Raw genomic sequence first — 18744 nt, 5'->3', positions numbered from 1 at the left:
GACAGCCGAACAGCCGAACAGTCGGACAGTCGGACAGTCGGACAGCCTGAGCATGCGGAGGTTGGGTATGGCCCGAATCCCGGAGTCCCAGCGGGTGCGAGACGCGCTGGAGAACGCCGTCGTGGAGGGCCGCTACCGCCCGGGAGAACGGCTGGACCCGGCACGGCTGGAGCAGGAGTTCGGCTGCTCCCGCACGCCGGTCCGCGAGGCGCTTCAGGCGCTGGAGCGTTCCGGGCTCGTGCAGATCCGTCCCAAACAGGGCACGTACGTCACCGAGTTGAGCGTGTCCGAGCTGGCCGAACGCTTCGAGGTGATGGCCGAACTCGAAGGGATGGCGGCACGGCTGTCCGCCCGGCGCATCGAGCGGGAGTCACTGGCCCAGCTCGAACAGGCCCTGGAGGAATGCGAGAGACACGCGCTCGCGGGTGACGCCGACGGCTACTACTACGCCAACGCCAGCTTCCACGGCGTCGTGTACGACTCCTCCGGCAACGAATACCTGCGGCGGCAGGTCCACGAGCTCAAGCGGGCCCTGCAGCCGTACCGGCGGCTGCAACTGCGCGTGCCGGACCGCATGCGGCGGTCCCTGGCCGAGCACCGGGACATCGCCGGCGCCATCGCCCGCGGGGACGCCGAGAGCGCGGAGAACGCGGCTCGCGACCACGTGCTCGTCCAGGTCAAGGAGTTCAGTCAGCTGGTGAGGACCTGGAGACATGTGACCCGCCCGGCGCACAGCGCCGGGTGATCGCGACCCAGGCGCCGGGCGTGCCTCAGTACGCCTCGACCACCTTCACGTCTTCCTCCGTGACCACGCCGTCCACGATGCGGAACGAGCGGAACTGGAACTCGCCGAGGCCGTCGGTGTCCGCCGTGGAGACCAGGACGTAGTGGGCGCCGGGTTCGTTGGCGTAGGAGATGTCGGTGCGGGAGGGGTGGGCCTCGGTCGCGGTGTGGGAGTGGTAGATGACCACCGGCTCCTCGTCGCGGTCGTCCATCTCGCGGTACAGCTTGAGCAGGTCGCCGGAGTCGAACTCGTAGAACGTGGGGGACATGGCCGCGTTCAGCATCGGGATGAAGCGCTCGGGGCGGTCCGAGCCCGCCGGGCCCGCGACGACGCCGCACGCCTCGTCCGGGTGGTCCTTGCGCGCGTGCGCGACGATCTGGTCGACGAGGGCCTGGGTGATGGTCAGCATGTTCGAAAGCATAAGCATGTGGGCCGCTCCGTACCGAGGGATGGTACGGAGCGGCCCACATGGCGGACGGCCTTGAGCGGCAGGCCCCGAAGGGGCGGTCAGCCGACCTTCTCGAACTCCGCCTCGCGGCGGTCGGTGATCTGCGGGTTGCGGCCCTTGAGGACCATCCAGCCGATGCCGAGGACGGCCGCCCAGCCCGCCATCACGTACAGGCAGACGCGGGAGTCGGCGTCGTAGGCGATCAGGCCGGTGACGAAGAGCAGGAACACGATGGCCACCCAGCTGAACGCCGAGCCGCCGGGCGCCGGGAAGCTGGACGCGGGCAGCCGGCCCGCGACGACCGCGCGGCGGTACAGGACGTGGCTGATCAGGATCATCAGCCAGGTCCAGATGCCGGCCGCGGTGGCGACGGAGGTGACGTACCCGAAGGCCTTCTCGGGGACGACGTAGTTCAGGACGACGCCGATGCCCATGAAGAGGACCGAGACCGTGATGCCGAAGGCGGGCGTCCTGGACGACGACAGCTTCTTGAAGGCCGCCGGGGCCTCGCCGCTCTCGGCCAGGTTCCGCAGCATGCGGCCCGTGGAGTACATGCCGGAGTTGCAGGAGGACAGCGCCGCGGTGAGCACGACGAAGTTGACGATGCCCGCGCCCGCCGGGATGCCGATCATCGCGAACGCCTTCACGAAGGGGCTGACGCCCTCCGCGAACTCGGTCCACTTCACCACGCACAGGATGACGGTGAGCGCGCCCACGTAGAACAGCGCGATGCGCCACGGCAGCGTGTTGATGGCCTTGGGGAGCGTCTTCTCCGGGTTCTCCGACTCGCCCGCCGTGACGCCGACCAGCTCGACCGCGAGGTAGGCGAACATGACGCCCTGCAGGGTCATCAGGGACGAGCCCACGCCCTTGGGGAAGAAGCCGTCGAACTCCCACAGGTTGGAGACGGCGGCGGTGTCGCCGGCGTTGCTGAAGCCGAAGGTCAGGACGCCGAGGCCGATCACGATCATGCCGATCAGGGCCGTGACCTTGACCATCGAGAACCAGAACTCCAGCTCCCCGAACACCTTCACCGAGATCAGGTTGACCCCGAAGAGGATCACCAGGAACACCAGCGCCGTCACCCACTGGGGGACGGCCGGGAACCAGTAGTTCACGTAGATCGCGGCGGCCGTCAGCTCGGCCATGCCGGTGACGACCCACATCAGCCAGTAGGTCCAGCCGGTGAAGTAGCCGAAGAACGGGCCGAGGAACTCACGGGAGTACTCCGCGAACGAGCCCGAGACCGGCCGGTACAGCAGCAGCTCGCCGAGGGCCCGCATGATGAAGAAGACGATCGCGCCCGCGAGCGCGTACATCAGGATGAGGCTGGGGCCGGCCTTGGCGATGTTCGCCCCGGCGCCCAGGAAGAGACCGACGCCGATGGCGCCGCCGATCGCGATCATCTGGACCTGGCGGCTGCCGAGTCCGCGCTCGTACCCCTCTTCAGAGGTCTTCTCCGTGGCGTCCTTGCCGTCCTTGTCGACCTGAGCGGAGGTCATGTGTCTGTGCGCCTTTCTCCGAATCCCCCCGTGTACTGGAGCTGCCCGGCCGACGGTCCGTCGGCCATATGGCGCACCCGGCGGGACATGGGTGGCGTCCGCCGGGCGATCGTGAAGATTTATCACGCCCGCAACACTGATCACCGGCAGGACATGTGGCGCACGCCACAGGGAGAAGCGGACAGAACGCCTCCCCGGACGGCATAACCGGCCGGGGAGGTAACGTGATCGTTATCCGGATTTGAGCGTCCGCTGAGCGAACGCGACTACGGATGAACCGGGACAATCTCTATGGCGTGACCAGGGCAGTCCCTAGGGCGCGACCAGGACGGGCCTTACGGCATAAGGGTCGTCACGAGCGTCTCCTGGAGCCCGCCCAGCCACAGGTACGCCATCACCATCGGCTTGCGCGGATCCTCGTCCGGCAGCCGGTAGAGAAGGTCGGTGTCGTCCTCGTCGGTGATCTCCAGCCGGGAGCCGATCGCGAGCCGCAGGTCGTTCAGCGCGCGCAGCCACTGCTGGGACTCCTGCGGGGTCAGTTCCAGCACCGCCCCGCCCTCGCCCGCCGCCTCGGCGGCCAGCGTGTCCAGCGAGCGCACCACCGCGAGGGCGTTCTCGCGCTTGCCGGCCCTGAGGTCGTTCTCGGTGTAGCGGCGGAACTCGGCGGAGTGCGCCTTCTGCTCGTCCGCCTGCTGCGGCCCCGGGGCGCCCTCCGGGTCGGTGTAGGCGTCCGGGAAGAGCCGGCGCAGCACCGGGTCGGCGGGGGGCTCGCTCGGCCCCTCGGCGAAGAGCTCGGCGAGCGGGTCGTCGGGGGCGTCCTCGGCGGGGCCGGGGCCGATCAGCTCCAGGAGCTGCACGGCCAGTGACCGGATGATGGAGATCTCGACGTCGTCGAGTGCGACGGCCGCGCCGCCGCCGGGGAGCGGTTCGAATTGTCCAGGCATATGAGGGGAGGCTACTTCCGGTCCTGCTGGAGGGTGGCCCACAGGCCGTAGCCGTGCATGGCCTGCACGTCGCGTTCCATCTCCTCGCGAGAGCCGCTGGAGACGACCGCCCGGCCCTTGTGGTGGACGTCGAGCATGAGCTTGGTGGCCTTGTCCTTGGAGTAGCCGAAGTACGACTGGAAGACGTAGGTCACATAGCTCATGAGGTTGACCGGGTCGTTGTGGACGATCGTGACCCAGGGGACGTCCGGCTCGGGGACGGCGAAGACCTCCTCCGCCGATTCGGTCCGTTCGATCTCAAGGGGAGCGGGTGACGTCACAACGCCCATGCTGCCACGCATCCGGGAAATCGTCACACCGACGAAAAGGGGTGTAGCATCTTCAGCCATGAACACAGCGGACCTTGGGCTGCCAGAAGAAGAAGGTCGCGAAGCGCTTCCTCACAAGGGCGGTGGTGGGCTGCCGGTGGACGTCCCGTCGACGGCGCTCTTCACGGACCAGTACGAGCTGACGATGCTGCAGGCCGCCCTGAAAGCGGGCACGGCCGAACGGCGCAGCGTGTTCGAGGTCTTCACCCGGCGACTGCCGGACGGCCGGCGCTACGGCGTCGTCGCGGGCACCGGGCGGGTCCTGGACGCCGTCGAGAACTTCCGCTTCGACGCCGACGTCCTCGGCTTCCTGCGCGAGCGCGGCATCGTCGACGCGGAGACCCTGGACTGGCTCGCCGGATACCGCTTCTCGGGTGACATCTGGGGCTACCCCGAGGGCGAGGTGTACTTCCCGGGCTCGCCGATCCTGCGGGTCGAGGGCTCCTTCGCCGAGTGCGTGCTCCTGGAGACCGTGATCCTCTCCATCCTCAACCACGACTCCGCGATCGCGGCCGCCGCCTCCCGCATGTCCTCCGCCGCGGGCGACCGCCCCCTGATCGAGATGGGCGCCCGCCGCACCCACGAGCTGGCCGCGGTCGCCGCCTCCCGCGCCGCCTACGTCGGCGGCTTCGCCACCACCTCCGACCTCGCCGCCGGCTTCCGCTACGGCATCCCCACCGTCGGCACCAGCGCCCACGCCTTCACCCTGCTCCACGACCACGAGCGGGACGCCTTCCAGGCCCAGGTGAACTCCCTCGGCCGGGGCACCACCCTCCTCGTGGACACCTACGACGTCGCCGAGGCCGTCCGCATGGCGGTCGAGGTGGCGGGACCCGAGCTCGGCGCGGTCCGCATCGACTCCGGCGACCTGCTCCTCGTCGCCCACCGGGTCCGCCAGCAGCTCGACGAGCTCGGCGCACGCGACACCCGCATCATCGTCACCTCCGACCTCGACGAGTACGCCATCGCCTCCCTCGCCGCGGCCCCCGTGGACGCCTACGGCGTCGGCACCCAGCTCGTCACCGGCTCCGGGCACCCCACCTGCTCCATGGTCTACAAGCTGGTCGCCCGCGCCGAGTCCGTCGACCCCAAGGCCCCGCTGCTGCCGGTCGCGAAGAAGTCGACCGGCGGCAAGACCTCCGTCGGCGGCCGCAAGTGGGCGGCACGCCGGCCCGACGCGTACGGCGTCGCCGAGGCCGAGGTCGTCGGCACCGGCGACGTCCCCGCCGAACTGGCCGACTGCCAACTGCTCGTCGAACTGGTCAAGGGCGGCCAGGTCGTCGCCCGCGAGCCCCTGGACGTCGTCCGCGACCGCCACACGGCGGCCCTCGACCGCCTCCCGCTCTCCGCGACCCAGCTGTCCCGCGGCGAACCCGTCATTCCCACGGAGTATGTACAGGACCGCTCGGGTAACTCGGGTGATTAAGGGCTGTCCCGTAATCCCTGGCGGGCGCGCGCCCGGCGCACACACCGGGCGACGCCCCCTCCCGGACGACCCGCAAAGTCTCTAGGCTCAATTACTTCAACCTCAGTCGAAGGACACCGCCCATGCGCCGCGCCTTGATCGTCGTAGACGTGCAGAACGACTTCTGCGAAGGGGGCAGTCTCGCGGTGGCCGGCGGAGCCGACGTGGCCGCCGCCATCACCGAGCTGATCGGGCAGGCCCCCGCCGGATACCGGCACGTCGTGGCCACCCGCGACCACCACGTCGCCCCCGGCGGCCACTTCGCGGACAACCCCGACTACGTCCACTCCTGGCCCGCGCACTGCGTCGCCGGCACCGAGGGCGTCGGCTTCCACCCCAACTTCGCCCCGGCGGTCGCCTCCGGCGCCATCGACGCCGTCTTCAGCAAGGGCGCCTACGCGGCCGCCTACAGCGGCTTCGAGGGCGCCGACGAGAACGGCGTCAAGCTGGGCGACTGGCTGCGCGCCCGCCAGGTCGACGAGGTGGACGTGGTCGGCATCGCCACCGACCACTGCGTGCGCGCCACCGCCCTGGACGCGGCCCGCGAGGGCTTCCGCACCCAGGTCCTGCTGGACCTCACCGCGGGCGTGGCCAAGGAGACCACCGACCGCGCCCTGGAGGAACTGCGCGAGGCAGGCGTCGCCCTCTCCGGGAAGCCGGTCGTCTAAGGGCTGTCCCGCCCTGGACTCGGACGGGTATCGAGGGTATCCCTCCCTCGATTACCGACCTGCCCCGAGAGCTGACCCGCGTTACCGTTTCCGCAAGGTGTGCCCGCACAACTCGCCCCCACGGAGATGGTGTTGACGCAACGCTCGCATGTACGGCGCCCCACGCTCGAGGACGTCGCCCGGCAGTCGGGGGTGTCGAAGTCGACGGTGTCCCGGGTGGTCAACGGGGAGGCCCGGGTGAGCGCGGAGGTCGTCGACCGGGTCCGCCGGGTCGTGTCCGAGCTCGGCTACGTCCCCAACCAGGCCGCCCGGCAGCTGGTCACCCACCGCACCGGCGCGGTCGCCGTCGTAGCCGCCCAGCCCGGCGACCGGCTCTTCCTCGACCCGTTCTTCGACTGCCTGCTGCGCGGCATCCGCCGCGAACTCGCCCGGCACGGCGCCCAGGCCGTCCTGCTGTTCGTCGACGAACCCGACGACTACGCGCGCGTGGCCGACTACCTGGGCGGCGGCCATGTCGACGGCGCGCTGCTGTTCTCCCTGCTCCCCGGCGACCGCCTGCCGGAGATGATCGACCGCCTGGGCCTGCCCGCCGTCTTCGGCGGCCGCCCCCTCCTGCGCGACGGCGACACCGTGCACGGCCACGCCTACGTCGACGGCGACAACCGCGGCGGCGCCCGGCAGGCCGTCCAGCATCTGGTCTCGCTCGGACGGCGGCGCATCGCCACCGTCGCCGGCCCCTACGACCAGGAGAACTCCGCCGCCGACCGCCTCGCCGGCTACCGGGACGTCCTGCCCGGCGCCCCGGCCGACCTCGTCGAGAAGGCCGACTACACCCGGCAGGGCGGCGCCGACGCCATGGCCGCGCTGCTGGACCGCCGCCCCGACCTGGACGCCGTGTTCGTCGCCTCCGACTTCATGGCGTCCGGCGCCCTGCAGACCCTGCGCGAGCGCGGCCGCAGGGTCCCGGACGACGTGGCCGTCGTCGGCTTCGACGACCTCGCCTCCATCGCCGAGACGACCGACCCGCCGCTGACCACCGTCCACCAGGACGTGAAGGAGATGGGCCGGCTGATGGCACAGCTGCTGATGCGGGACAGGGCGGCGGAGGGAGCCGTGCACGTGGCGTCCGAGGTGTCGTCCGAGGTGTCCTCCGTGGTCGTCCCCACACAACTGGTGCGACGGGCCTCCGCTTGAGCCGTCACCTGGGCCTCGGAGCGCCGGTCTCACTCCCCGGCCCGATTACGTCCACCATGTGGGATCACACTCCTGGGCGCGGACCGGGAATCGATACGATGAGCCCATGGTTTTGAACGACGTGAGCGAGAAGACGCCGGGCGCACTGCTCGTGGCGCGGCTGCACGTCGACCTGTGCAGGCTCGCCAGCGCCATCTGTTGACGCAGGCCCCTGCCGCCGCACGGCCGTGAGCCGCGGCGCCCACATGCACGTTCTCCGCGCTGCCCGCACCGCACCTTCCTCCCGACAGGAGCCCTGAGCCATGGCCATCGAGGTCCGCATCCCGACCATTCTCCGCCAGTACACCGACGGTCAGAAGGCGGTGGAGGGCAGCGGTGACACCCTCGCCGACCTGTTCACCGACCTCGAGACCCGGCATGCGGGCATTCAGGCCCGCCTCATCGACGAGGCGAACGACGGCAAGCTGCGCCGCTTCGTGAACGTGTACCTGAACGACGAGGACGTCCGCTTCGTCGACGGCATCGACACCAAGCTGACCGACGGCGACACCGTGACGATCCTGCCGGCCGTGGCCGGCGGCATGGCCTAGGCCGGCAGACCGGCCATGCGCTACGACTCCCCGCTGGCCGCGGTGGGCAACACCCCTCTGGTGCGCCTGCCGCGGCTCTCGCCGTCCGCCGACGTCCGCATCTGGGCCAAGCTGGAGGACCGCAACCCCACCGGCTCGGTCAAGGACCGCCCCGCCCTGCACATGGTCGAACAGGCGGAGAAGGACGGCCGCCTCACCCCCGGCTGCACCATCCTGGAGCCGACCTCCGGCAACACCGGCATCTCGCTGGCGATGGCGGCCAAGCTCAAGGGCTACCGCATGGTCTGCGTGATGCCCGAGAACACCTCGCAGGAACGCCGGGACCTGCTCGGCATGTGGGGCGCCGAGATCATCTCCTCCCCGGCCGCGGGCGGCTCCAACACCGCCGTCCGCGTCGCCAAGGAACTCGCCGCCGAGCACCCCGACTGGGTGATGCTCTACCAGTACGGCAACCCCGACAACGCCGGCGCGCACTACGCGACGACCGGCCCGGAGATCCTCGCCGACCTCCCCTCGATCACGCACTTCGTGGCCGGCCTCGGCACGACCGGCACCCTCATGGGCGTCGGCCGCTACCTCCGCGAGCACAAGCCGGACGTGAAGATCGTCGCCGCCGAGCCGCGCTACGACGACCTGGTGTACGGCCTGCGCAACCTCGACGAGGGCTTCGTGCCCGAGCTCTACGACGCCTCCGTCCTCACCAGCCGCTTCTCGGTCGGCTCGGCGGACGCCGTGACCCGCACCCGGGAACTCCTCCAGCAGGAGGGCATCTTCGCGGGCGTCTCCACCGGCGCGGCCCTGCACGCCGCGATCGGCGTCGGAAGGAAGGCCCTGAACGCGGGGGAGAGCGCCGACATCGCGTTCGTCGTGGCGGACGGCGGCTGGAAGTACCTCTCGACGGGCGTCTACACGGCGGCCACGACCGAGGAAGCGATCGAGACCGTCCAGGGCCAGCTCTGGGCGTAGGCCGGGCATAGAGCTCATCAACGGCGCGTCAGCCCCCTCCTACGAGGGGGCTAAACGCTGTCCATAGGGCGGCAAAGAACTCCCTTCGGCACTGCCGGTCGCCGCACCCGCGGGGCTACGTTCGGCGCGCACCCTGTCATGTCACACTCACCCGACACGCGGGGTGTCGACCATGTTCGAAATGTCATGCTCATGACTGCGCGGCTGCCGCCGCTACGCGCGTCACGGGCCTGCCCATCAGTTCGACCCCACCGATGGAGGCAGCACCCCATGCGTGAGTCACACCCGAGCAAGGGCAGACGGAGCCTGCGAAGACTCCTGACCGTCGCCGTGCCCGCCCTCACCCTCACCGTCGCCGGACTCCTGGCCGCCCCGTCCGCCGGCGCCCAGCCCGCCCCCGCCGCCGCACACCCCTCCCGCGTCACCCAGAACACACAGGCCCTCACCGCCCCCGAGCGGCAGACCGTCCACCCCACCGGCAAAGCCGGCCAGCAGGTCCCCACCACCCGCCTGTGCGCCACCGCCGCGCCCGGCCACGCGTCCTGCTTCGCCCAGCGCCGCACCGACATCAAGCAGAAGCTCGCCTCCGCGCTCGCCGCCGCCGCGCCCTCCGGCCTCAGCCCCGCCAACCTGCACAGCGCCTACAACCTGCCCTCGACCGGCGGCTCAGGCCTGACCGTCGCCGTCGTCGACGCCTACAACGACCCCAACGCCGCGTCCGACCTCGCCACCTACCGCTCGACGTACGGCCTCTCGGCCTGCACCAAGGCCAACGGCTGCTTCAAGCAGGTCAGCCAGACCGGCTCCACCACCTCGCTGCCCACCAACGACACCGGCTGGGCGGGTGAGGAGGCGCTGGACATCGACATGGTCAGCGCCGTCTGCCCCAACTGCAACATCATCCTCGTGGAGGCCAGTTCGGCGACCGACTCCGACCTGGGCATCGCCGAGAACGAGGCCGTCGCGCTGGGCGCGAAGGTCGTCTCCAACAGCTGGGGCGGCGACGAGTCCTCCGCCCAGACCAGCGAGGACACCCAGTACTTCAAGCACCCGGGCGTCGCCATCACCGTCTCCTCCGGCGACTCCGCCTACGGCGCCGAGTACCCGGCGACCTCCCAGTACGTGACGGCCGTCGGCGGCACCGCGCTGTCTGCCTCCTCCAACTCCCGCGGCTGGACCGAGTCCGTGTGGAAGACGTCCAGCACCGAGGGCACCGGCTCCGGCTGCTCCGCGTACGACGCCAAGCCGAGCTGGCAGACCGACACCGGCTGCTCCAAGCGCATGGAGGCCGACGTCTCCGCCGTCGCCGACCCGGCCACCGGCGTGGCGGTCTACGACACCTACGGCGGCTCCGGCTGGGCGGTCTACGGCGGCACCAGCGCCTCCGCGCCCATCATCGCGGGCGTGTACGCCCTCGCCGGAACCCCGGGCACATCCGACTACCCGGCGAAGTACCCCTACGCCCACACGAGCAGCCTGTACGACGTCACCAGCGGCAACAACGGCTCCTGCTCGACCTCGTACTTCTGCACCGCCGGCGCCGGCTACGACGGCCCCACCGGCTGGGGCACCCCCAACGGCACCGCCGCCTTCACCTCCGGCACTTCCACCGGCAACTCGGTGACCGTCACCAACCCCGGCAGCCGCTCCACGACCACCGGCAGCTCGGTCAGCCTGCAGATCAGCGCCAGTGACAGCGCGGGCGCGACCCTCGCCTACAGTGCGTCCGGCCTGCCGACCGGCCTGTCGATCAGCAGCTCGACCGGACTGATCTCCGGCACGGCGAGCACGGCGGGCACGTACTCCGTCACCGTCACCGCCTCCGACAGCACCGGCGCGTCCGGCTCGGCCTCCTTCACCTGGACGGTGAGCACCTCCGGCGGCGGCACCTGCACCTCGGCGCAGCTCCTGGGCAACCCGGGCTTCGAGTCCGGCAACACCACGTGGACCGCCAGCTCGGGCGTCATCACCGACTCCAGCAGTGAGGCGGCGCACGCCGGCTCCTACAAGGCATGGCTCGACGGCTACGGCTCCAGCCACACCGACACGCTGTCCCAGTCGGTGACCGTCCCGAGCGGCTGCAAGGCGACGTTCACCTTCTACCTGCACGTCGACAGCGCGGAGACCTCCACCAGCACCGCCTACGACAAGCTGACGGTCACCGCGGGCTCGACGACCCTGGCGACCTACTCCAACCTCAACGCGGCCACCGGCTACAGCCAGAAGTCCCTGGACCTGTCCTCGTACGCGGGCTCCACGGTCACGCTGAAGTTCACCGGCGCAGAGGACTCCTCGCTCCAGACCAGCTTCGTCGTCGACGACACGGCGGTGACGACCGGCTGATCCTGCGCGGGAGGGGTGGGGGTGGGGGTGAGGCGAGGGATCCGGATGCTCCGGAGAAACGTCACACCGGAGTCCGGGCACCTCCCCCCTCCCCGACAGCAGGAAGGCGGCGACCCCATGCGCCGTACGACGTTCCACCGCACGACCGCCGTCGCGGCCCTCACGGCGGCGGCGTTCCTCCTCGCGGGCTGCGGCGCCGAGAACCACGACCGCTCGGTCTCCACGGCCCCGACCACGACGCCCCCGACGGCCGCCGACCAGGACTGCACGGCGTCGAAGCCGACGCCCGCGCAGCTCACCGCCGCCGACGACGGCCGTACGGTCTGTCTGAATGTGGGCGGGCAGGTGCGCCTCGACCTGGACGGCACCGAGGCCCGCCCCTGGACCGCCGTCCCCGCTGCCGGGGACGTCCTCAAGGCGACCAACGCGGGCATCGGCACCCCGCCGGGCGACGCCCTCGCCGCCTACGACGCGGTGGCCGCCGGCACCGCCCGCCTCACCGCCACCCGCCCGTTGTGCGCCGCACCCACCGGCCAGGGTCAGGTGTCCTGCAAAGGCGTCAAGGAATGGAGCGTCACCGTGACCGTGAAGCGGTGAGGAGCGGGCTCGGCCTCAGTCGGCCAGGTGGCGGACCTGGTCCCACAGGACCGGGTCCATCACGCCCACCCGGCGCCGGAAGTCCCGCACCGGGACCTGGCGCAGCTCGTCGGTCTCCAGGAAACTCGGCCGCCCCTGCGCGTCCCCGACGGCGCCCGGCGGCAGCGGGATCACCCCGGCCCGCTCGTCGTGGTACTTGCTGGTGATCTTCGCGACGGTCACCCGGTCCCCGCGCACCATCAGCACCAGACACGGCCGGTCCTTGGCCCCCGGCCCGTCCTCGAACGGCACGTCCGCCCACCAGATCTCCGCGGGCTGAGGATGCCCCGCGACGACGCCGCGACCCCGCGTCGCCCGGCCCGTCGCGCGCTGGGCGGGCCGCCCCGGCGGACGGGTCCTGCGCCGCTGCTGCCGCTGCTGCCGATGCCCCCGCCCCCAGCCGTCCACGAGCGTGGCGACGACCGCGAGCAGTACCACCGCCGCGAGCGCGAGCCACCAGGACGTGTCCATACGACGACGTTACCGGCGCGCGCCCACCATCGCGCGCCCTTCGCCCGCCTCACACGCCCCCGGTCCAGCCGAACCGGTGACACCACAGGTGAGTTCGCCCACAACGGCCCCTGGCGGAGGAGCGACCCGGGGTTTTGCGCCTTACGCTCGACGGACCGCACGACACCTGTCGCCCCATTTGACGATCATTCGTTCCCGACCCGTCCCCCGGATCCTTCCCGGTACTTCTCGGTACCTCTGGGTTTCCCGCCAGCGGAGGTTTCTGTTTCATGAAGCTCACCGTCGTCGGCTGCTCGGGGTCGTTCCCGTCCGCGGAATCGGCCTGCTCGAGCTACCTCGTCGAGGCCGACGGCTTCCGGCTGCTGCTCGACATGGGCAACGGCGCCCTGGGCGAGCTGCAGCGCCACTGCGGTCTCTACGACCTCGACGCGATCTTCCTGAGTCATCTGCACGCCGACCACTGCATCGACATGTGCGCGTACTTCGTCGCACGCTACTACCGGCACGACGGCGGGCGCTGCGCCCCGATCCCGGTCTACGGCCCGGAAGGCACGGAGCACCGCCTGACCACGGCCTACGCCGACACCCCGTCGGCCTCCTCCATGAGCGAGGTCTTCGACTTCCACACGGTCAAGCCGTCCACCTTCGACATCGGCCCGTTCACCGTGCACACCGAACGCGTGGCGCACCCGGTGGAGGCGTACGGCATCCGCGTCGAGCACGGCGGCCGGTCGCTGACCTACTCCGGCGACACCGGCGTCAGCCCGGCGCTGGAGGAACTCGCCCGCGACACCGACCTGTTCCTGTGCGAAGCCGCCTTCACCCACGGCAAGGAGAACATCCCCGACCTGCACCTCAACGGCCGTGAGGCGGGCGAGGCGGCGAGCCGGGCGGGTGCGCGCAAGCTGGTGCTGACCCACATCCCGCCGTGGACCGACCCCCAGATCAACCTGGCGGACGCCCAAGCGGTGTTCGACGGTCCGGTGGAGCTGGCGGCGCCGCGGAAGTCGTACGACATCTAGCACGCCGTACCCGCACGTCGCACACGACGAGGCCCCCGGAGCAGTTCAGGGCTCCGGGGGCCTTCGTGTGCGCAGCGGCTGTGGAACGGCGCCTACGCCTTGGTGAGATCCTCGACCTCCTCCTCGGGCTCGCGGCCCGGGGTGGGGAGGTTCCACTTGGTGATGGCGAAGCGGAAGCCGAAGTAGTAGACGGCGCCGAAGACCAGACCGATCGGGATGATCAACCAGGGCTTGGTGGCCAGGTTCCAGTTCAGGGCGTAGTCGATGAAGCCCGCGGAGAACGTGAAGCCCGCGTGGACGCCGAGGGCCCAGGTGATCGCCATGGACAGCGCCGTCAGCACCGCGTGGATCGCGTACAGCACCGGCGCGATGAACATGAACGAGAACTCGATCGGCTCGGTCACACCGGTCACGAACGAGGTCAGCGCGACCGAGATCATCATGCCCAGCACGGCCTTGCGGCGCTCGGGACGGGCGGTGTGGGCGATGGCGAGCGCGGCGGCCGGCAGACCGAACATCATGATCGGGAAGAAGCCCGACATGAACTGACCGGCGGTCGGGTCCCCGGCGAAGAAGCGGGTGAGGTCACCGTGGACGATGTCGCCGGAGGCCTCCTTGAAGTCACCGAGCTGGAACCAGGCGACCGAGTTCACGAACTGGTGCATGCCGACCGGGATCAGCGCGCGGTTGATCAGACCGAACAGCCCGGCGCCGAAGGCCCCGAGACCGGTGACCCACTCGCCGACGTCCGAGATGCCCTCGCCGATCGGCTTCCAGACGAGGCCGAAGAAGACGCCCATGAACGTGCCGACGAACGCCATGATGATCGGCACCAGCCGGCGGCCGTTGAAGAAGCCGAGCCAGTCGACCAGCTTCTTGCGGTGGTACCGCTGCCACAGCACGGCCGACAGCAGACCCACCAGGATGCCGCCGAAGACACCGGGGTTGTTGTAGGTCGCGGCTATGTCGGCGCCCGCCTGGACCTTCGCCTCGGTGACCGGGAACGCCTTCAGCACATTGCTGTAGACCAGGAAGCCCACCAGCGCGGCGAGGGCGGTCGAACCGTCCGCCTTCTTGGCGAAACCGATCGCGACGCCGATACAGAACAGCATCGGGAGGTTGTCGAAGATGGCCCCGCCGGCCGTGGCGAACACCGCCGTGACCTTGTCGGGCAGGTGGAGCTTGTCTTGCACGTCCGTCTGGCCGAGGCGGAGCAGGATACCCGCCGCCGGGAGCACGGCGATGGGAAGCTGAAGGCTGCGGCCGACCTTCTGCAGGCCTTGGAGCAGGCCGGATCCCCGCTTCTTCGCGGGTGCCGCCGATGGCGCGGTGGCGGTGGTCATGGTTCCTCCATCTGGGTGATGGTCTACACCACTCAGTGGTGTAGACCATGTTGTAGCAGATGAAGAAGACATAAGGAACCCGCCGGGCTCCCGTGACGATCCCGCTACTTTCGGCTACGCCTTCGTGACGTCCTCCCGTTCCTCCTCCCGCTCCCGCCCCGGCGTTTTCAGGTCGAACCTCGTGATCGCGAAACGGAAGATCACGTAGTAGACGGCGGCGAAACACAGACCGATCGGGACGATCGCCCACGGCTTCGTCGCCAGGTTCCAGTTGATGACGTAGTCGATGAGCCCGGCCGAGAAACTGAAACCGTCGTGCACGCCGAGCCCCCACGTCACCGCCATCGACACCCCCGTCAGCACCGCGTGCACCGCGTACAACGCCGGCGCGACGAACAGGAACGAGTACTCGATCGGCTCGGTGATCCCCGTGACGAACGACGTCAGCGCCACCGACAGCATCAGACCGCCGATCTCCTTACGGCGCTCCGGCCGCGCGCAGTGCGTGATCGCGAGCGCCGCCGCGGGCAGCGCGAACATCATGATCGGAAAGAAACCGGACGTGAACTGCCCCGCGTCCGGGTCGCCCGCCAGGAACATGTTGATGTCACCGTGCACGACCGTCCCGTCCGGCTTGGTGTAACTGCCGAACTGGAACCAGATGGGCACGTTCAGGAACTGGTGCAGGCCGATGACGAGCAGCGCACGGTTCGCAACGCCGAAGATGCCCGCACCCCACGCGTCCAGCCCGTCCAGCCAGTCGCTGAAACTCTCCAGACCGTCGCCGATCGGAGGCCAGATCCACAGACACAGCGCGGCGAACCCGATGGCCACGAACGACATGATGATCGGCACCAGCCGCCGCCCGTTGAAGAAGCCGAGCCAGTCCACCAGCTTCGTCCGGTGATAGCGCTGCCAGAAGAACGCCGACAGCAGCCCCATCACGATCCCGCCGAACACCCCGGGGTTCTGGAACGTGAACGCCGTCACCGTCTGGTCGACCGTCGCGATGCAGCCGATGTTGGGGACGGCCTTCGACCCGGCGGGACAGTCCTTCGGGAACTGGCGCAGCACGTTGTAGTAGACGAGGAACCCGGCCACCGCCGCCAGCGCCGTCGAACCGTCCGCCTTCTTCGCCATCCCGATGGCCACACCCACGCAGAACAGCATCGGCAGCCCCAACTCGGAGTTGAGCAGCGCACCGCCCGCGCCGGCCATCACCTTCGAGACGTCCGTCCACCCCAGCCCGTCGTCCCCGAACACATCAGGCTGACCGAGCCGGTTGAGGATGCCCGCGGCCGGCAGCACCGCGATCGGCAGCTGCAGACTGCGCCCCATCTTCTGCAGCCCCTGATACACGCCGTGCCAGCGCCGGGGGGCGGGGCGGGCCTCGGGCGCGGCGCTCTCGGAACTCATCGTTTGGCGACCGCCTGTCAGGTGGTGTAGACCAGCTACGGACGATTGGGCTGCGTGACGTCATCGTCGGTCACACACGAAACAATCGCTCGCGAAATTGGGCCAACTGTGGGTTACTGCGACAAAGCGGTCCGTGCGGCGGCTCGCACGACGGTTCGGACCGCGGTTCGCATCAGGGAATTCAGGGAGACGGAACATGGCCACCAAGGCTGAGAAGATCGTCGCCGGACTCGGCGGTCTCGACAACATCGAAGAGATCGAGGGCTGCATCACCCGCCTGCGCACCGAGGTCGTCGACGCGACCAAGGTCGACGAAGCCGCCCTGAAGGCCGCCGGCGCCCACGGCGTCGTCAAGATGGGCACTGCCATCCAGGTCGTCATCGGCACCGACGCCGACCCCATCGCCGCGGAGATCGAAGACATGATGTGAGCCCCCGCGCTCACCCGTCAGGGGCTCTTCCCACCGTGGGAGGAGCCCCTTCCGCCGCTGCGGCTAGGCTCAGCGCCATGTCTCGAATCGACGGCCGCACCCCCGAACAGCTCCGCCCCGTGACGATCGAACGCGGTTGGAGCAAGCACGCCGAGGGCTCCGTCCTCGTCTCCTTCGGCGACACGAAGGTCTTCTGCACCGCCTCCGTCACCGAAGGCGTCCCCCGCTGGCGCAAGGGCAGCGGCGAGGGCTGGGTCACCGCGGAGTACTCCATGCTGCCCCGCGCCACCAACACCCGCGGCGACCGCGAGTCCGTCCGCGGCAAGATCGGCGGCCGCACCCACGAGATCTCCCGCCTCATCGGCCGCTCCCTGCGCGCGGTGATCGACTACAAGGCGCTCGGCGAGAACACCATCGTCCTCGACTGCGACGTCCTCCAGGCCGACGGCGGCACCCGCACGGCCGCCATCACCGGCGCGTACGTGGCGCTCGCCGACGCGATCACCTGGGCCCAGGGCAAGAAGCTGATCAAGGCCGGACGGCAGCCGCTCACCGGCACCGTGTCCGCGGTCTCGGTCGGCATCGTGGGAGGGGTGCCCCTGCTGGACCTCCGCTACGAGGAAGACGTCCGCGCCGAGACCGACATGAACGTCGTCTGCACCGGCGACGGCCGCTTCGTCGAGGTCCAAGGCACCGCCGAAGCCGAACCGTTCGCCCGCGAGGAGCTCAACTCCCTTCTCGACCTGGCCGTTTCCGGCTGCGCGGAACTCACTGTCCTGCAGCGCACGGCACTTGATACGGTCCTGGAAAAGTAAAGGGAGCACCAAGGAAGCGCCAACGGGGCGGCGGGCGCGAGCAACCGGCCCGCCCGCCCGGGCGTCTTGGGCAGTACGTACGTCAACGGGGGCCTCCTGGGCCTGACCAAGGGGAGAACACAGTTATGTCCACGGCCGCGAGCCCACGCCCGCACCGGCGTCGCCGTACCGTCATCGCCACCGCCGCGGCGGCCGTCGCCCTCACCGTGGGACTGACGGCGACCGGCTGCGACGCGGTCAACAAGGCCCTGGACTGCGTCCAGACCGCCGACTCCATCGCCGACAGCGTCACCGACCTCCAGCAGGCCGTGGAGAACGCCGCGAACGACCCCACGCAGACGCAGGAGTCACTGACCTCCATCGAGAACAACCTCGACCAGATAGGCGACAAGACGGACAACGCCGACGTCAACAAGGCCGTAGACGACCTCCGCAAGGCCGTGGACAACGTCCGCACGTCCGTCAAGAACGGCGACAACACCCCCGACCTCAGCCCGGTCACCGACGCAGCGGGCGAACTCACGAAGGTCTGCACCCCGTAGGGCCTGGCCGGCGGAACTCGGGATACTGGGGGCCATGACCCGCCTGATCCTCGCCACCCGCAACGCCGGAAAGATCACCGAACTCAGGTCGATCCTCGCCGACGCAGGCCTGCCGCACGACCTCGTCGGCGCGGACGCCTACCCCGAGATCCCCGACGTCAAGGAAACAGGAGTGACGTTCGCCGAGAACGCCCTCCTCAAGGCCCATGCCCTGGCCCAGGCCACAGGCCTCCCGGCGATCGCCGACGACTCGGGCCTCTGCGTCGACGTCCTGGGCGGCGCACCCGGCATCTTCTCGGCCCGCTGGTCCGGCGCCCACGGCGACGACAAGGCCAACCTGGAACTCCTCCTGGCCCAACTGTCCGACATCGCGGACGAACACCGGGGCGCCCACTTCGCCTGCGCGGCGGCACTTGCGCTGCCGGACGGAAGGGAGAGGGTGGTCGAGGGCCGCCTGAGAGGCGTACTCCGCCACACCCCGACCGGCACGAACGGCTTCGGCTACGACCCGATCCTCCAGCCGGACGGCGACACCCGCACCTGCGCGGAACTGACGCCGACGGAAAAGAACGCGATCAGCCACCGCGGCAAGGCGTTCAGGGGCTTGGTACCGGTGGTCCGGGAGCTGTTGGGCTGAGCGGGCACGGAAACGGCCTGCAAACCTAACCTTCGATTCGCAGGCCGTTTGATGTGCGGCCGGAGGGATTCGAACCCTCACGGGATTTCTCCCACGGGCTTCTAAGGCCCGCGCGTGCTGCCTGTTTCGCCACGGCCGCTCAAAAAACGGTCATTGTGCT

General features: G+C 69.8%; 21 protein-coding genes and 1 tRNA gene. 14 read left to right on the top strand and 8 right to left on the bottom strand.

The window, feature by feature from the left end; genetic code table 11:
* The first annotated feature begins 67 nt into the window (after positions 1-67).
* The gene (locus ACIBAF_RS22290) at positions 68-745 is read left to right on the top strand and encodes a GntR family transcriptional regulator (RefSeq protein ID WP_399465039.1); all 678 of its coding nucleotides are present in this window, start codon (positions 68-70) and stop codon (positions 743-745) included.
* A gap of 25 nt (positions 746-770) precedes the next feature.
* Here ACIBAF_RS22290 and ACIBAF_RS22285 read toward each other — a convergent pair whose 3' ends face one another.
* From ACIBAF_RS22285 to clpS, 4 genes are all read right to left on the bottom strand, one after another.
* Positions 771-1193: a Mov34/MPN/PAD-1 family protein gene (locus ACIBAF_RS22285; RefSeq protein WP_399465038.1), complete on the bottom strand. Its 423-nt coding sequence runs from the start codon at positions 1191-1193 to the stop codon at positions 771-773.
* 98 nt (positions 1194-1291) lie between these two features.
* Positions 1292-2734 (bottom strand): amino acid permease, encoded by a 1443-nt coding sequence (locus ACIBAF_RS22280; protein WP_399465036.1) that lies wholly within the window; start codon positions 2732-2734, stop codon positions 1292-1294.
* 335 nt (positions 2735-3069) lie between these two features.
* The gene (locus tag ACIBAF_RS22275; protein ID WP_399465034.1) at positions 3070-3678 is read right to left on the bottom strand and encodes a DUF2017 domain-containing protein; all 609 of its coding nucleotides are present in this window, start codon (positions 3676-3678) and stop codon (positions 3070-3072) included.
* A gap of 11 nt (positions 3679-3689) precedes the next feature.
* Positions 3690-4007, bottom strand: a complete 318-nt coding sequence (gene clpS, locus ACIBAF_RS22270) for an ATP-dependent Clp protease adapter ClpS (RefSeq protein WP_079661959.1) — start codon at positions 4005-4007, stop codon at positions 3690-3692.
* Between the two features lie 58 nt (positions 4008-4065).
* Between clpS and ACIBAF_RS22265 the strand changes: the two genes are divergently transcribed.
* From ACIBAF_RS22265 to ACIBAF_RS22230, 8 genes are all read left to right on the top strand, one after another.
* Entirely contained in the window at positions 4066-5472 is a 1407-nt protein-coding gene (locus tag ACIBAF_RS22265; RefSeq protein ID WP_399465033.1) for a nicotinate phosphoribosyltransferase, read from the top strand.
* 122 nt (positions 5473-5594) lie between these two features.
* On the top strand, positions 5595-6179 hold the full coding sequence (locus ACIBAF_RS22260) for an isochorismatase family protein (RefSeq protein WP_399465032.1): 585 nt from the start codon (positions 5595-5597) through the stop codon (positions 6177-6179).
* A 126-nt stretch (positions 6180-6305) separates the two neighbouring features.
* A complete protein-coding gene (locus ACIBAF_RS22255) occupies positions 6306-7373 on the top strand; it encodes a LacI family DNA-binding transcriptional regulator (RefSeq protein ID WP_399465214.1) in 1068 nt (355 codons plus the stop codon).
* 106 nt (positions 7374-7479) lie between these two features.
* Entirely contained in the window at positions 7480-7575 is a 96-nt protein-coding gene (locus ACIBAF_RS22250; RefSeq protein ID WP_020132206.1) for a putative leader peptide, read from the top strand.
* A gap of 100 nt (positions 7576-7675) precedes the next feature.
* Positions 7676-7963 (top strand): MoaD/ThiS family protein, encoded by a 288-nt coding sequence (locus ACIBAF_RS22245; protein WP_399465031.1) that lies wholly within the window; start codon positions 7676-7678, stop codon positions 7961-7963.
* 15 nt (positions 7964-7978) lie between these two features.
* Entirely contained in the window at positions 7979-8929 is a 951-nt protein-coding gene (locus tag ACIBAF_RS22240) for a PLP-dependent cysteine synthase family protein (RefSeq protein ID WP_399465030.1), read from the top strand.
* 270 nt (positions 8930-9199) lie between these two features.
* Complete coding sequence (locus tag ACIBAF_RS22235) at positions 9200-11272, top strand: putative Ig domain-containing protein (protein ID WP_399465028.1); 2073 nt, start codon at positions 9200-9202, stop codon at positions 11270-11272.
* Between the two features lie 117 nt (positions 11273-11389).
* The gene (locus tag ACIBAF_RS22230; protein ID WP_399465026.1) at positions 11390-11869 is read left to right on the top strand and encodes a hypothetical protein; all 480 of its coding nucleotides are present in this window, start codon (positions 11390-11392) and stop codon (positions 11867-11869) included.
* Positions 11870-11884: 15 nt separating this feature from the next.
* On the opposite strand, the gene ACIBAF_RS22225 is transcribed toward ACIBAF_RS22230, so the two are convergent.
* A complete protein-coding gene (locus tag ACIBAF_RS22225) occupies positions 11885-12379 on the bottom strand; it encodes a type II toxin-antitoxin system PemK/MazF family toxin (protein WP_399465025.1) in 495 nt (164 codons plus the stop codon).
* 269 nt (positions 12380-12648) lie between these two features.
* Here ACIBAF_RS22225 and ACIBAF_RS22220 point away from each other — a divergent pair, with 269 nt between their 5' ends.
* Positions 12649-13401: an MBL fold metallo-hydrolase gene (locus ACIBAF_RS22220; protein WP_399465024.1), complete on the top strand. Its 753-nt coding sequence runs from the start codon at positions 12649-12651 to the stop codon at positions 13399-13401.
* 92 nt (positions 13402-13493) lie between these two features.
* Here the strand turns inward: ACIBAF_RS22220 and ACIBAF_RS22215 are convergent, their stop codons facing one another.
* Both ACIBAF_RS22215 and ACIBAF_RS22210 read right to left on the bottom strand, forming a co-directional pair.
* Positions 13494-14744 (bottom strand): PTS transporter subunit EIIC, encoded by a 1251-nt coding sequence (locus ACIBAF_RS22215; protein WP_399465022.1) that lies wholly within the window; start codon positions 14742-14744, stop codon positions 13494-13496.
* Between the two features lie 114 nt (positions 14745-14858).
* The gene (locus tag ACIBAF_RS22210) at positions 14859-16160 is read right to left on the bottom strand and encodes a PTS transporter subunit EIIC (RefSeq protein WP_399465021.1); all 1302 of its coding nucleotides are present in this window, start codon (positions 16158-16160) and stop codon (positions 14859-14861) included.
* A gap of 196 nt (positions 16161-16356) precedes the next feature.
* Between ACIBAF_RS22210 and ACIBAF_RS22205 the strand changes: the two genes are divergently transcribed.
* The 4 genes from ACIBAF_RS22205 to rdgB all read left to right on the top strand — a co-directional run bounded on the left by ACIBAF_RS22205 (position 16357) and on the right by rdgB (position 18584).
* Positions 16357-16590, top strand: a complete 234-nt coding sequence (locus ACIBAF_RS22205; protein WP_399465019.1) for a glucose PTS transporter subunit EIIB — start codon at positions 16357-16359, stop codon at positions 16588-16590.
* Between the two features lie 77 nt (positions 16591-16667).
* Positions 16668-17405 (top strand): ribonuclease PH, encoded by a 738-nt coding sequence (gene rph / locus ACIBAF_RS22200; protein ID WP_079661972.1) that lies wholly within the window; start codon positions 16668-16670, stop codon positions 17403-17405.
* A 125-nt stretch (positions 17406-17530) separates the two neighbouring features.
* Positions 17531-17947 carry a hypothetical protein gene (locus ACIBAF_RS22195; protein ID WP_399465018.1) on the top strand — a complete coding sequence of 139 codons (417 nt, stop codon included), beginning with the start codon at positions 17531-17533 and terminating at the stop codon, positions 17945-17947.
* A 34-nt stretch (positions 17948-17981) separates the two neighbouring features.
* Positions 17982-18584: an RdgB/HAM1 family non-canonical purine NTP pyrophosphatase gene (gene rdgB, locus ACIBAF_RS22190; protein ID WP_399465017.1), complete on the top strand. Its 603-nt coding sequence runs from the start codon at positions 17982-17984 to the stop codon at positions 18582-18584.
* 54 nt (positions 18585-18638) lie between these two features.
* Here the strand turns inward: rdgB and ACIBAF_RS22185 are convergent.
* Positions 18639-18723 (bottom strand) — tRNA-Leu (locus ACIBAF_RS22185).
* Between the last annotated feature and the right edge of the window lie 21 nt (positions 18724-18744).

It is taken from the genome of Streptomyces sp. NPDC051677 (assembly GCF_044453465.1).
GTDB lineage: Bacteria > Actinomycetota > Actinomycetes > Streptomycetales > Streptomycetaceae > Streptomyces.
Note: the sequence above shows the minus strand (reverse complement) of the source record. Positions and strands in the feature narration are given on the sequence as shown.